We start from the raw sequence: 13097 nt of genomic DNA on the forward strand, positions 1-13097 counted from the left end.
CGACCAAACCGATATGCATCGTATACCAGCATGGCCGCCCGCCGGATCAGGAGATCAAGAGCGTGCAGTTAAATTGCACGCCAGTGCTCCGGCCTGCTCTTATCGTTGAGGTGTCTAACTCGCGCCACATGAGGCAGATGCCCGTTCTCGTTGGCCCAATGGACCGCCTCATGCTGGGTCTTCGTGATGCCGAGGACGTGATCGGCACCATCCTCGATCACGTAGTCGTCGATACGCGTTCCTTCAGACCGTCCTTTCGGACGCGGCTCGATATAGACGGCAGCCACGAAAAGTCTCCCCAAATGGAATCCGACTCCGAAAAGGACAGCGCTCAGAGCGACGATCCACACAAGAGATAGTAGCACAAACCGACGATGTGCATCCACTCCAGACGAAGAGCGTCGGGCCTGCCCGCCTCACGCGAGCGTCCGCGCATCCGAGCCGACGAGCTTCCCCCCTAAGCATCCTCTCCGAATTTGCTGGATGGGCCTCGTGGGCACGCGGCTTGCACCCCGCGATGGAGTCCTGCTTCATCGCGCCGCCCGCGAATCAGCCGCGGGCGCGTTTCCTGCCGAGGGTGCCCATGCACGCGACCGTCCGTCCCGCCCCCAGCCGCGACCCGGCGAAGGATCAGCCGCTGATCGACGACATCCGCCTGCTCGGCTCCATGCTGGGCGAGGTGGTGCGCGAGCACGAGGGCGAGGCCTGCTTCGCCATCGTGGAGAACGTCCGGCGCCTCAGCGTGTCGCACCAGCGCGACCGCTCCCCCAAGGACGAGCACGCGCTGGAGCTGATCCTGCGCGGGTTGACCCCGTCGCAGGCCGTCGCGGTGATGCGGGCTTTCTCGTACTTCTCCCACCTCGCCAACATCGCCGAGGACCGCCACCGCCTGCGCCGCCGCGCCGAGCACGCCCACGATCCCGGCCCCGTGGTCCACCAGGAGGGCAGCCTCGCCCGCGCCTTCGAGCGGCTCGCCGGGGCCGGCGTCGACCGGGGCCGGATCGCCGAAACGCTGCGCCGCGCCTGGGTGTCGCCGGTGCTGACCGCCCACCCCACCGAGGTGCAGCGCAAGAGCCTGCTCGACGCCATGCTGGCCATCGCCGAGCTGCTCGCCGCGCGCGACGGCCTGCACGACCGGCGCGAGCTGGAGCGCAACACCGCCCTGCTCCGCACCCGCATCACCCAGCTCTGGCAGACGCGGCTGCTGCGCGACCGCAAGCTCACCGTGCGCGACGAGATCGAGAACGCGCTGTCCTACTACCGCACGACCTTTCTGCGCGAGATCCCGCGCCTCTACGCCGAGGTCGAGCACCACCTCGGCGAGGCGCCGGCGCCGTTCTTCCGCATGGGCAACTGGATCGGTGGCGACCGCGACGGCAACCCCAACGTCGACGCGTCCACGCTGGAGCTCGCCATGCGCCGCCAGTGCGAGACGGCGCTCGACTTCTACCTCACCGAACTGCACCAGCTCGGCGCCGAGCTGTCCGTGTCGGACCGGCTCGTCGGCTGCTCCGAGGCCCTGACCGCGCTGGCCGCCTCCGCCAAGGACGACAGCCCGCACCGCGAGGACGAGCCCTACCGCCGCGCCGCGCTGGCGATCGCGGCCCGCACCGCGGCCACGCGCCTCGCCCTCACGGGCGGGGCCGGCGCCTACCCGCCGCGCGTGGCGCTGCCACCCTACGGCGCGCCGGAGGAGCTCCTCGCCGACCTCGCCACGGTCGCCGACTCGCTGCGCGGCCACCACGGCGCCGCGATCGTCGACCTCCGGCTCGGGCCGCTGGTGCGCGCCGTCGAGGTGTTCGGCTTCCACCTCGCGACCGTGGACCTGCGCCAGTCCTCGGACCGTCACGAGGAGACGCTGGCGGAACTCATGGCCAAGGCCGGCGTCGAGCCCGCCTACCCGTCGCTCGACGAGGGGGCCAAGCGCGCCCTGCTGCTGCGCCTGCTCGCCGAGCCGCGGCCGCTGCGCCTGCCCTTCGCGAGCTATTCGGAGCGGACCAGCAGCGAGTTCGGCGTGTTCGAGGCGGCGCGGCGCCTGCGCGCCGCCTTCGGGCGGGAAAGCATCCGCCACTACATCATCAGCCACACCGAGACGGTGAGCGACCTCCTGGAGGTGCTGCTGCTGCAGAAGGAGTTCGGGTTGATGCACGGCACCTTCGGGCAGCCGGGCACCACGGCCGAGCTGATCGTGTCGCCGCTGTTCGAGACCATCGCGGACCTGCGCGACGCCGAGCCGATCATGCGCGCCTTCTACGCGCTGCCGGGCGTCGAGGCCCTGGTCGTGGCCTCCGGCGCCGAGCAGGACATCATGCTGGGCTATTCGGACTCCAACAAGGACGGCGGCTTCTTCACCTCGAACTGGGAGCTGTACCGCTCCTCGACGCAGCTCGCGCGGCTGTTCGACGCGAAGCCCGGCATCACCATGCGCCTGTTCCACGGGCGCGGCGGCACGGTGGGGCGCGGCGGCGGCCCGAGCTACCAGGCGATCCTGGCTCAGCCGCCCGGCACCGTGAAGGGGCAGATCCGCCTGACCGAGCAGGGCGAGATCATCTCGTCGAAATATTCCAACCCCGACATCGGCCGGCGCAACCTCGAGACGCTGGTGTCGGCCAGCCTGGAAGCGACGCTGCTGGCCTCGCACGACGCGGCGCCGGAGGCGTTCCTCGACGCCGCGGCGGAGCTGTCGCGGCTCAGCATGGCGGCCTATCGGGCGGTGGTCTACGAGATGCCGGGCTTCACCGACTATTTCTTCGCCGCGACGCCCATCGCCGAGATCGCGGACCTCAACATCGGCTCGCGCCCTGCGTCGCGAAAGGCCAACCGGGTGATCGAGGACCTGCGCGCCATCCCGTGGAGCTTCTCCTGGGGCCAGTCGCGCGTGAGCCTGCCGGGATGGTTCGGCTTCGGCTCGGCGGTGCGCGGGCTCCTGGCCGAGCGCGGCGAGGAGGACGGGATGGCGCTGCTGCGCCGCATGAACGCCGAGTGGCCGTTCTTCCGCACGGTGCTGTCGAACCTCGACATGGTGCTGGCCAAGGCCGACCCGTCGGTGGCGCAGCGCTACAGCGAGCTCGTGCCCGACCGCGCGCTGGCGGAGCGCGTGTTCGCCGCCATCGAGGCCGAGTGGGACCTCACCACCGCGGCGCTGAACGGCATCCTGGAGACGGAGGAGCGCCTCGCCGACAATCCGTCCCTGGCGCGCTCGATCGAGCACCGCTTCCCCTACATCACGCCCCTGAACCACCTCCAGGTCGACCTCATCCGCCGCTTCCGCGCCGGGCAGACGGAGGACAAGGTGCAGCGCGGCATCCTGATCTCGATCAACGGGGTGGCGGCGGGGCTGCGCAACACGGGGTGACCGCCCTCCCCGCCCGTCGCGAGCGCGGCGAAGCGATTTCGGGTGCGGCCGGACGCGGCGCGGTCGAGGCTCACGGCGGCTGGATCGCGTCGCTCCGCTCGCGATGACGTGGAGTCCGGTCGGGGAACGGGGAGGCATGGCGCAGCCCGTCCCACCGTCATCGCGAGCGGAGCGAAGCGATCCAGGCGAGCGGTGCGACAGGGCGCGGCGCCCGGGGTCACGCGAAGCCGTCGTAGAGGTCGTCCCAGTCCGGGTTCATGGCCTCGATCAAAGCGAGCTTGGCCTTGCGAGAACCCGCCTTGATCTGCTTCTCGCGCGCGATCGCGGTCGGCATGTCGGCGTACCATTCGTAGAAGACGAGCAGCTTGCAGGCGTAGCGCGCGGTGAAGCCCGGCAGCGCCGAGGTTCGATGCTCGTGGGCGCGGCGCGGCAGGTTCGACGTCACGCCGACGTAGAGCGTGCCGTTGCGCTTGCTCGCCATGATGTAGACGGCCGGCTCGCGCATCGACGCCTCGTCCTGCCCGCTCGCGGCTCACCGCGGCTGGATCGCTTCGCTCCGCTCGCGATGACGGTGTGTCTCGTCATCGCGAGCGGAGCGAGGCAGACCCCGTGGCCTCACATCGTCGGCATGGAGAACTCGGCGCCCTCCTTCACGCCCGACGGCCAGCGCGCGGTCACGTTCTTGCTCTTGGTGTAGAAGCGGATCGCGTCCGGCCCGTGCTGGTTGAGGTCGCCGAACACCGAGCGCTTCCAGCCGCCGAAGGAGTAATAGGCCAGCGGCGTCGGGATCGGCACGTTCACCCCGACCATGCCGACCTGCACCTTGGACACGAAGTCGCGCGCGGCGTCCCCGTCGCGGGTGAAGATGGCGACGCCGTTGCCGTATTCGTGGTCGTTGCACAGGCGCAGCGCCTCGTCGTAGCTCTTGGCGCGCAGCACCGACAGCACGGGCGCGAAGATCTCCTCCTTGTAGATCCGCATGTCCTCGGTCACGTCGTCGAACAGGCAGGAGCCGAGGTAGAAGCCCTTCTCGTAACCCTGCATCCTGAAGCCGCGCCCGTCGACCGCAAGCTTGGCGCCCTCGGCGATCCCGCTCTCGATATACATGCGGGCCTTGTCGACCGCGGCCTGGGTGATCATCGGGCCGTAGTCGGCGGAAGCGTCGGTCGAGGGGCCGATCTTGAGGGCCTCGACGCGGGGGACGAGCTTCTCCATCAGCCGGTCCGCCGTGCCTTTGCCGACCGGCACCGCCACCGAGATCGCCATGCAGCGCTGGCCGGCCGAGCCGTAACCGGCGCCCACCAGCGCGTCCACGGTCTGGTCCATGTCGGCGTCCGGCATGATGACCATGTGGTTCTTGGCGCCGCCGAAGGCGTGCACGCGCTTGCCGCGCGCGGCGCCGCGCCCGTAGATGTATTCGGCGATGGGCGTCGAGCCCACGAAGCCGATGGCTTTGACGTCCGGGTCGTCCAGCAGGGCGTCGACCGCCACCTTGTCGCCGTTGACGACGTTGAGCACGCCGGCCGGCAGGCCCGCCTCGATCATCAGCTCGGCCAGGCGCATCGGCACGCCCGGGTCGCGCTCGGAGGGCTTGAGGACGAAGCTGTTGCCGCAGGCGATGGCGGGCGCGAACTTCCACATCGGGATCATGGCGGGGAAGTTGAACGGCGTAATGCCGGCCGTGACGCCGAGCGGCTGGCGGATCGAATAGGCGTCGATGCCCGGCCCCGCGCCGTCGGTGAACTCGCCCTTCATCAGGTGCGGCACGCCCATCACGAACTCGACCACCTCGTAGCCGCGCTGGATGTCGCCGCGGGCGTCGGCGACCGTCTTGCCGTGCTCGTGGGCCAGCAGGGTCGCGAGCGCGTCCATGTCGCGGTGGATCAGTTCCAGGAACTTCATGAACACGCGCGCGCGGCGCTGCGGGTTCACCTGCGCCCAGCCGACCTGCGCGGCCTTGGCGTTCTCGACCGCGGCCCGGACCTCCTCGGCCGAGGCCAGCGCCACCGAGCCCGCCACCTCGCCCGTCATGGGCCAGAACAGGTCGACGTGGCGGCCCGACGTGCCGGCGACGTGCTGGCCGCCGATGAAATGGCCGTAGTCCGGCATGGCGCTTCCCTTCCCCGATGTTGACTGGGGCCATTCTGCCCCGATAATTCTGCACAGCAATCGCGGAGTTCGCGCAACCGCTGTGCGGCGGTGCGCAGAGCGGAGGCGGCGTGGACTGGGACGACGTGCGGGTGTTCCTCGCGGTCGCGCGCGCCGGGCAGTTCGTCGCCGCCGCGCGAGCCCTCAAGATCGACCACGCCACCGCGGCGCGGCGCGTCTCGGCCCTGGAGCGGGCCCTCAACGCGCGGCTCGTCGAGCGGCGCACCACGGGCGTGCTGCTGACCGAGGCCGGGGCGCGCTTCCTCGCCGCGGCGGAGCGCATGGAGACGGCCTGCCTGCAGGCGCAGGCGGAACTCGGCGACCGCGACGTCGAGCTGTCCGGCACCGTGCGGATCGGCGCGCCGGACGGGCTGTCGACCTACTACCTCGCCGCGCTCTTCGCCGCCCTGGCCGAGCGCCACCCCGCCATCGCGATCCAGCTCGTGCCGACCCCGCAGGCCGGGCCGGTCGGGCGGCGCGACGTCGACATCGCGGTGGTGCTGGAGAAGCCGGAGGCCGGGCGCTTCGTGTCGCGCAAGCTCACCGACTATTCGCTCGGGCTCTTCGCCTCGGCGGGCTACCTCGCCCGCCACCCGGCGCCGGCGGACGCGGCCGGGCTCAGGGCGCACCGGCTCGTCGGCTACGTCGAGGAGTTCAACTATTCGCCCGCGCTGGGCTACGTGGCGGAGCTGTGCGGCGACGCGCCGGTCGCCTTCCAATGCGCGGGGGCGGTGGGCCAGCTCGAAGCCGTGCGGGCCGGCATCGGCATCGGCGTGCTGCACGACTTCATCGCGCGGCGGCACCCGGACCTCGTCCGCGTGCTGCCGGCGCGGCGCGCCGAGCGCTCCTACTGGATCGTGGAGCACGAGGACACGCGCGGCATCGGGCGGATCCGCGCGGTCCACGACGCGCTGGTGGAGGCCGCGACGCGCGACCGCGCAACCTTCATGGCGCGGTGAGGAGCGGGCCTGAAGGCCCGCCCGCCGCGTCAGACGTCCTGGCTGTAGCCGCCGGGATCGCCGCCGCCCTGGTCCCCGCCGCTGCCGTAGTCGCCGGCCTGGTAGCCGCCGCCACCGCCCTGACCCCCGTCCTGCGGGCTGTCGTAGTAGTTGTTGATGATGGTCTCGCCGCCGGGCTGTCCGAAGGCGCCGCCCTCGCCGCCGCCGAAGCCCGACGCCATGCCCATCGGGTCGTGGCCGCCCGAGAACAGGTTCTTGATGCCGTCGGCCATCAGCACGCCGCCGGCGACGCCGGCCGCCGCGCCGAGCGCGCCCTTCATGAAGCCGCCGCCACCGCCGCCGCCGCCGAACATGCCGCCGCCCTGGGGCTGCTGCGGCTGGCCGTAGCCCTGCTGCTGCCCGTAGCCCTGGTTGCCCCACGGGCCGCCCTGGCCCTGGCCGTAGCCCTGCTGGCCGCCGTAGCCGGGCTGCCCGCCGCGATAGGGGTCGGGATGCTGGCTCGTCGCCGGCACCGAGGAGGCCGCGGCGCCGCCGCCGAACATGCGCCCGAGGCCGCCGAGGAAGCCGCCGCTCTCGCCGCCCTGCGACGAGCCCTGCTGGTGCTGGCGGACCTGCTCCTCGAGCTGCTGCAGCCGCTCGTTGGCGGCGCGCAACGCCTGGTCCTGCACCAGCACGGTCTGGGTCAGGAGGTAGGGCGCGTAGGGTTGCGTGCGCACCTGATCGTTGATGAGCTGCTCGGCGTCGCGGTCGCGCCCCTGGCTGCCCACCGACCTCATGCGGTCGAAGAGACCGGTGATGAGCTGGCGTTCGTCGGAGTTCACGTTGCGTCTCCCTGGATGGCGGGCCGTCGGCCGGCGCGCCTCATGTGGGGACAACGCGCCGCGCGCCAAGGGGGTCCGGAGGGCGCGTCAGGTCGGGTTTTCGAGGGAGAAGGAGCGGTTGTCCTCGTCGTAGGCGAAGACTTCGCCGTAGCGGCCCCAGTTGATCGCGGAGCGCAGCGTCTTCTCGGCGTAGTCCTCGCTCATGTGGTCCTCCAGCTCCTCGCGGAAGCGCGTCGCGTTGGCGACGTGGGAGGGGCGCTCGTCGAGCACGCGCTTGATGCGCGCCGCCAGCGGCACGTAGGCGATGAGGTGGTCGCCGAACTGCTTCTTGCGGGCGTCGGTCTCGGCGTCGGCGAAGCGCCGCCCGGCGGTGGTGAGCTTGATGTCGCCATCCTCCAGCTCGGCGAAGCGCATGAGTTGCAGCGTTTCCGCGATGGGGAACAGGTCGTCGATCTCCATCTGCAGCGAGTCGGCGAGGTGGGGGAGGTCGGCCCGGCCGTTGTAGGGCTCGGCCGCGACCTCCTCGATGAGGCCGGCCAGCGAGTTGGTGGACACGCGCGGCAGCACCATGCCGATGCCGGTGCCGGGGAACAGCCCGTCCTTGCCGGGCTGCTTGGACGTCTGGCGGCGCGTCATCAGCGCGTAGATGTTGTCGACGAGCTGGCGGAACACGGGGTCGAGCCGGTTGCGCGGGTGGGGCAGCGTGACCCGGATCTCGGAGGCGATGCGCCCGGGATGCGACGACAGCACCAGGATGCGGTCGCACATCAGCACGGCCTCCTCGATGTTGTGCGTCACCATGAGGATCGACTTGATGGGCAGCCGGCCCTCGCTCCACAGGTCGATGAGGTCCGAGCGCAGCGTTTCGGCGGTGAGCACGTCGAGCGCCGAGAAGGGCTCGTCCATGAGCAGGATGTTGGGGTGGGTCACCACCGCGCGGGCGAAGCCGACGCGCTGGCGCATGCCGCCCGACAGCTCCTTCGGATAGGCCGACTCGTAGCCGTCGAGGCCGATGAGGTCGATGGCGGCCAGCGCGCGGCGGCGGGCCTCGTCGGGCGCGATCTTCAGCGCCTTGAGGCCGATCTCGACGTTCTCCAGAACGGACAGCCAGGGGAAGAGCGCGAAGCTCTGGAACACCATGGCGACGCCGTCGGCCGGCCCCTCGACCCTGTGGCCCTGGTACACGACCTCGCCCGAGGACGGGCGGATCAGCCCCGACACGATGCGCAGCAGCGTCGACTTCCCGCAGCCCGACCGGCCGAGCAGGCCGACGATCTCGCCGCGCGACAGGGTGGTGGACACGCCGTCGAGCACGGCCGGGGCCTCGTCCTCGGCGCCCCCCTTGTAGCGCTGCGACACGTCGCGGACTTCGAGCAGCGGGCCGCCCTTGGCTTCTTCGAGCATGGTGGGTGTCCTGTTCGGGAGGGCGTTCTGGGGCGGGGCCGGGGCGGGTCAGCTCAGGCGCAGGCGGCGCTCGGCGTAGCTGAACAGCGGGCGCCACAGCAGGCGATTGTAGAGGATCACGAAGATCGACATCATCGCCACGCCGAGCACGATCTTGGGGAAGTCGCCCGCCTCCGTGGCCTGGGCGATATAGGCGCCGATGCCGGAGGCCGACACCTTGTCGTTCCCCCATTTCACGTATTCGGCCACGATGGCGGCGTTCCACGAGCCGCCCGAGGCCGTCAGCGCCCCCGTGACGTAGTAGGGGAAGATGCCGGGGATCATCACCTTGAACCACCAGGCGAGGCCCGAGATGCGGAAGTTGGTGGCCGCCTCGCGCAGGTCGTTGGGGAAGGCCGCGGCGCCCGCGATGACGTTGAACACGATGTACCACTGCGTCCCGAAGATGATCAGGAACGACAGCCAGATGTCGGGGTCGAGGTGGAAGGTCAGGATGCCCACCACCGCGAGGGGGAAGACCACGTTGGCCGGGAATGCGGCGAGGAACTGGGCCGCGGGCTGCACGCGCTCGGCGATGCGGGGCCGGAGCCCGATCCACACCGCGATCGGCACCCACACGAGGCTGGCGATGATCAGCAGCACGATCACCCGTACCATGGTGATCAGCGTCAGCCCCACCGTCTGGAGCACGTCGCCCCAGTTGAGCGTGGTGGCGATGAACTGCACGGCCTGCCAGGCGCCGTAGGCCGCGATGACGCCGATGGCCGCGAACCACAGCAGGTCCACGGCGAGGGTCGCGGCGCGCGACGGCTCCGCGCGGCGCAGGCGCAGGCCCGGCAGGTCGAGCCGGAGGCTGGTGAACCAGTCGAAGGCGCGGGTCACGGGCTCGGCGGCGCGGCGCACCCAGACCGTGCGGGCGAGCAGGTCGAGCACCCAGGACTTCGACACGGTCTGGGACGCGGACAGCTCGACCTTGAACTTATCCGAGAAGGCCACGATGGGCCGGAACACGAGCTGGTCGTAGAGCAGGATCACCACCAGCACCACGGCCACGGCCACCAGCACGGCGGCGATGTCCTTCTGGTCGATGGCGGTGGCGAGGTAGGAGCCGATGCCCGGCAGCTTGATGGTCGTGTCGCCCACCGTGATGGCCTCGGCCGCCACCACGAAGAACCAGCCGCCCGACATGGACATCATCGTGTTGTAGATCAGCCCCGGCATGGCGAAGGGCGTCTCGAGCTGCCAGAACGCCTGCCAGGGCGACAGGCGGAAGCCCTCGCTGACCTCCTGGAGGTCGCCCGGCACGGTGCGCAGCGACTGGTAGAACGAGAAGGCCATGTTCCAGGCCTGGCTCGTGAAGATCGCGAAGATGCAGGCGAGCTCCGCCCCCAGCGTCGAGCCCGGGAACAGGCCGAGGAAGAATGTCACCGTGAAGGACAGGAAGCCGAGGATCGGCACCGACTGCAGCACGTCGAGCAGCGGGATCAGCACGGTCTCGGCGCGCCGGCTCTTGGCCGCGAGCGTCGCGTAGGTCAGCGTGAAGGCGAGGCTGGCGGCGAGCGCCAGGAACATGCGCAGCGTGGTGCGCAGCGCGTAATAGGGGAGGTCGGCGTAGTCGAGCGTGATGGCGGGGGCGTCGGCGGGCGGCAGCGGCACGACCATGCCGCGCGATCCGTGCACGATCAGCACGAACAGGCCGAAGATCAGCGACAGCGCGATCAGGTCCCACTGGTTCGGCAGGGCGCGCCGGCCGAGGGACGTGAAGGCCACGAACTTTGACGCCATGCGGGGAACCGTGTGGGAGGGCGCGCCTTAGAGGGCGCTGAGGCTCCCTATCGCATGTTGGATCGGGGTGACAATGCGATGACGCGGAGGCGGCGCTCCAGGCAGTTCCCCGCCGGCGTCAGAGCGGCCCGAGCAGGTCCTCCACCGTCAGCTCGAGGCCGGGCGGATCGAGGCGCAGCGGGCCGGACGGCAAGAGGCGCGTGCGGAGCGCGTCGCCGTCGCGCTCGTGGTGGATCACCATGCGCCGATCGATGTCGACGATCAGATAGTGTTGGACGCTCGGCAGCGTGAAATAGCCGGCGAGCTTGCCGTGGCGGTCGAAGAAGCCCGCGCTCGGCGACAGCGCCTCGACGACGATCACGGGTGCTGCCACCACGGTCGCGTTCCGTGACAGCCGTGCCCCGCAGTAGACGAGCGCGTCAGGCTCGTAGGCGGTCCGCGCGTCGATGCGGACCGTCACGCCGTCGGGAAGCATGTGGCACGGCACGCCGGCCCGGACGATGGCCTGCCGAAGCGCGGTCTGGGCCGCGAACTTCGCCTCGGCGTGGCCGACGCGCTCCGGCGCCATCGCGTGGGGCTGCCCGTCGACCAGCTCATGACGGCCCGGCCGCGCCTCGGCCCAGAGGAGGAAATCCTCGACGGTCATGCTCGGCTCGGGCTGCTGCACGGCGTCACCTCCGGCTTCGCGGATCGGGACCGGGCGTGAGGCTACCAGCGTTCCGGGCGAGGGCCAAACCGGCGCAGGCCACGTGCGCGGCACGCGGCACGGTTCCACCCACCCGCGTTTCCCGCTCAGCAGCCCTTGCAGACCGAGGTCGCGGCCTTCTCCGCTTTGTGCTCATAATGCTGCTCGGTCGGCGTCGGTGCGCCGATCTGCGGCTGGCCGGGGTTCGGCCGAGCCGTCGAGCCCGAGGGCGGGGTGCGGATCGTGGCGCCGGGGCTGGCGCCGCCGGGCGAGGTCGGGCTGACGTTGGCGGTCTGGGCCAGCGAGATCGCGGGGGCGGCGGGCAGCGCCAGGCAGGCCAGGGCGAGGGCGACGGGTCTCATGGGCGGGATCCTTCGGGCGGCTCCGGATCGGTGGAACGCCCGGGTTCCATCCCTGTTTCCGCAGGGGCGGGCGCGAGCGTCGCGCCTCGACACGCGGGGGCACGGCGCGGCAAGGTCGTGCCGCTCCACCCGATCACAACGGACCCCAAGGCCCTCCATGCGCAGCCGCGACGCCGACCTCCTCATCATCCCGGGCCTCGGCGGCTCCGGCCCCGACCACTGGCAGAGCCGTTGGGGGGCGAAGCTGCCCAACGCCGTGCGGGTTGAGCAGGCCGACTGGGACCGGCCCGTCGCGGCCGACTGGGAGGCGCGCATCGCCGAGGCGGTCGCGCGCTGCGAGCGGCCCGTGGTGGCGGTCGCCCACAGCCTCGGCGTGATCGCCTTCGTGCGCGCCCTGGCGCTCACCGGCGGCGAGCGGATCGCCGGCGCCTTCCTGGTGGCCCCGCCGAGCGAGACCACGCTGATCGGCATCGCGGAGGTGGACCCCGCCTTCCGCCCCTACCCGACCGACCCGCTGACCTGCCGCAGCCTCCTCGTCGGCAGCCACGACGACCCTTATTCCACCATCGAGGAGACCGCGACGCTGTCGGCCGCCTGGGGCTCGGCCTTCGTCGACGCCGGCAACGCCGGCCACATCAACGTGGAGTCGGGCCACGGCCCCTGGCCCGAGGGGCTGATGACCTTCGGGGGATTTTTGAGCCGGCTGTGAGCCGGCGCTCGGCCTGACCCTGCCCGAGTCCCTCCCCTGCAAGGGGAGGGTGGAGCCCGAAGGGCGCCGGGTGGGGTGGACGGCGTCGCGCGGGAGGCGGTGCGCGCCGCCTACCCCCATCCGTCTCGGCCTGCGGCCGAGACACCTTCCCCCTGCAGGGGAAGGGGGACGTTCAGCGTCGAGCCCGCATTCCGCGGCCGGTATGGCCGTTCAAACCTTTGTGCGAGCTTTGGCGCGCCTCAGCGCCGGTAGCAGGTGCGGTGGGTGACGGTCTTCTCCCAGCCGGCCGGGGTGATCGAGCGCGCCCGCTCGACCGTGCAGCCCTCGTCGGGGCCGCCGTAGCCCGCGCCGTAGCCCTCCCCCTCGACGGGCCCGACCGCCACCGCGGCGGGGCGGTAGCCGCCGCCGTAGCCGAAGGCGCCGCCGATGGGCCGGTCGGCGCGGGGGATGAACGCGGGAGGGCGGCCGTAGCCGAAGCCCTCGGCCGCGACCGGCCGGCGGAACCCCGGCCCGCCGTAGCCGTAGCCGTCGAAGCGCCGCTCGGGCCCGCGCTCGTCGAAGACGACCGGGCCGGGGGCGCGGCGGTAGCCCTCGGCGGGGCCCAGGTCCTGCCGGTGCTCGATGCGGGCGCGGCCGCCGTCGAGGTAGACGTCGTCCCGGCTGTGGTAGCTCAGCGGGCGGTCGCCACCGTCGTAGCCGCCGTAATAGTCGGCGGCGGCGGCGGGCAGGACGGAGCCCGCCAGGAGGGCGGCACTCAGAAACGCGATGTGCTTTGACATCTTCTCAACCTTCTTCCCTGTATCCTTTCGGACCCGGGAAGGCTGCGCGCCCCACCTTGAACCCGCCCTGAGCGCGCCGTTCAGCCGCGC

12 protein-coding genes are annotated in these 13097 nt (G+C 71.3%); 3 read left to right on the forward strand and 9 right to left on the reverse strand.

Annotation, left to right across the window (positions count from 1 at the left end):
• Window positions 1-68: 68 nt before the first annotated feature.
• Window positions 69-287, reverse strand: a complete 219-nt coding sequence (locus L7N97_RS07640) for a hypothetical protein (RefSeq protein ID WP_237477724.1) — start codon at window positions 285-287, stop codon at window positions 69-71.
• A gap of 296 nt (window positions 288-583) precedes the next feature.
• Between L7N97_RS07640 and ppc the strand changes: the two genes are divergently transcribed.
• Window positions 584-3355 (forward strand): phosphoenolpyruvate carboxylase, encoded by a 2772-nt coding sequence (gene ppc, locus L7N97_RS07645; protein ID WP_237477725.1) that lies wholly within the window; start codon window positions 584-586, stop codon window positions 3353-3355.
• 217 nt (window positions 3356-3572) lie between these two features.
• Here ppc and L7N97_RS07650 read toward each other — a convergent pair whose 3' ends face one another.
• Window positions 3573-3860, reverse strand: coding sequence for a GIY-YIG nuclease family protein (locus L7N97_RS07650; RefSeq protein ID WP_237477726.1), 288 nt, complete (start codon window positions 3858-3860; stop codon window positions 3573-3575).
• 110 nt (window positions 3861-3970) lie between these two features.
• On the reverse strand, window positions 3971-5464 hold the full coding sequence (locus L7N97_RS07655) for a CoA-acylating methylmalonate-semialdehyde dehydrogenase (RefSeq protein ID WP_237477727.1): 1494 nt from the start codon (window positions 5462-5464) through the stop codon (window positions 3971-3973).
• A gap of 110 nt (window positions 5465-5574) precedes the next feature.
• Here L7N97_RS07655 and L7N97_RS07660 point away from each other — a divergent pair, with 110 nt between their 5' ends.
• A complete protein-coding gene (locus L7N97_RS07660) occupies window positions 5575-6462 on the forward strand; it encodes a LysR family transcriptional regulator (protein WP_237477728.1) in 888 nt (295 codons plus the stop codon).
• Window positions 6463-6491: 29 nt separating this feature from the next.
• Here L7N97_RS07660 and L7N97_RS07665 read toward each other — a convergent pair whose 3' ends face one another.
• The 5 genes from L7N97_RS07665 to L7N97_RS07685 form a co-directional block, all read right to left on the reverse strand.
• The gene (locus L7N97_RS07665; protein ID WP_237477729.1) at window positions 6492-7283 is read right to left on the reverse strand and encodes a DUF2076 domain-containing protein; all 792 of its coding nucleotides are present in this window, start codon (window positions 7281-7283) and stop codon (window positions 6492-6494) included.
• An 87-nt stretch (window positions 7284-7370) separates the two neighbouring features.
• A complete protein-coding gene (locus L7N97_RS07670) occupies window positions 7371-8687 on the reverse strand; it encodes an ABC transporter ATP-binding protein (RefSeq protein WP_237477730.1) in 1317 nt (438 codons plus the stop codon).
• 48 nt (window positions 8688-8735) lie between these two features.
• The gene (locus L7N97_RS07675; RefSeq protein WP_237477731.1) at window positions 8736-10472 is read right to left on the reverse strand and encodes an ABC transporter permease; all 1737 of its coding nucleotides are present in this window, start codon (window positions 10470-10472) and stop codon (window positions 8736-8738) included.
• Between the two features lie 118 nt (window positions 10473-10590).
• The gene (locus L7N97_RS07680; RefSeq protein ID WP_237482100.1) at window positions 10591-11118 is read right to left on the reverse strand and encodes a Uma2 family endonuclease; all 528 of its coding nucleotides are present in this window, start codon (window positions 11116-11118) and stop codon (window positions 10591-10593) included.
• Between the two features lie 146 nt (window positions 11119-11264).
• Window positions 11265-11519, reverse strand: a complete 255-nt coding sequence (locus L7N97_RS07685; protein ID WP_237477732.1) for a hypothetical protein — start codon at window positions 11517-11519, stop codon at window positions 11265-11267.
• 157 nt (window positions 11520-11676) lie between these two features.
• On the opposite strand from L7N97_RS07685, the gene L7N97_RS07690 reads away from it, so the two are divergent.
• Window positions 11677-12228, forward strand: coding sequence for an RBBP9/YdeN family alpha/beta hydrolase (locus L7N97_RS07690; RefSeq protein WP_237477733.1), 552 nt, complete (start codon window positions 11677-11679; stop codon window positions 12226-12228).
• Between the two features lie 239 nt (window positions 12229-12467).
• Here L7N97_RS07690 and L7N97_RS07695 read toward each other — a convergent pair whose 3' ends face one another.
• Window positions 12468-13007: a hypothetical protein gene (locus tag L7N97_RS07695; RefSeq protein WP_237477734.1), complete on the reverse strand. Its 540-nt coding sequence runs from the start codon at window positions 13005-13007 to the stop codon at window positions 12468-12470.
• Between the last annotated feature and the right edge of the window lie 90 nt (window positions 13008-13097).

Origin of the sequence: Lichenibacterium dinghuense, from assembly GCF_021730615.1 — a bacterium.
In the GTDB taxonomy this organism is placed as follows: domain Bacteria; phylum Pseudomonadota; class Alphaproteobacteria; order Rhizobiales; family Beijerinckiaceae; genus Lichenihabitans; species Lichenihabitans dinghuensis.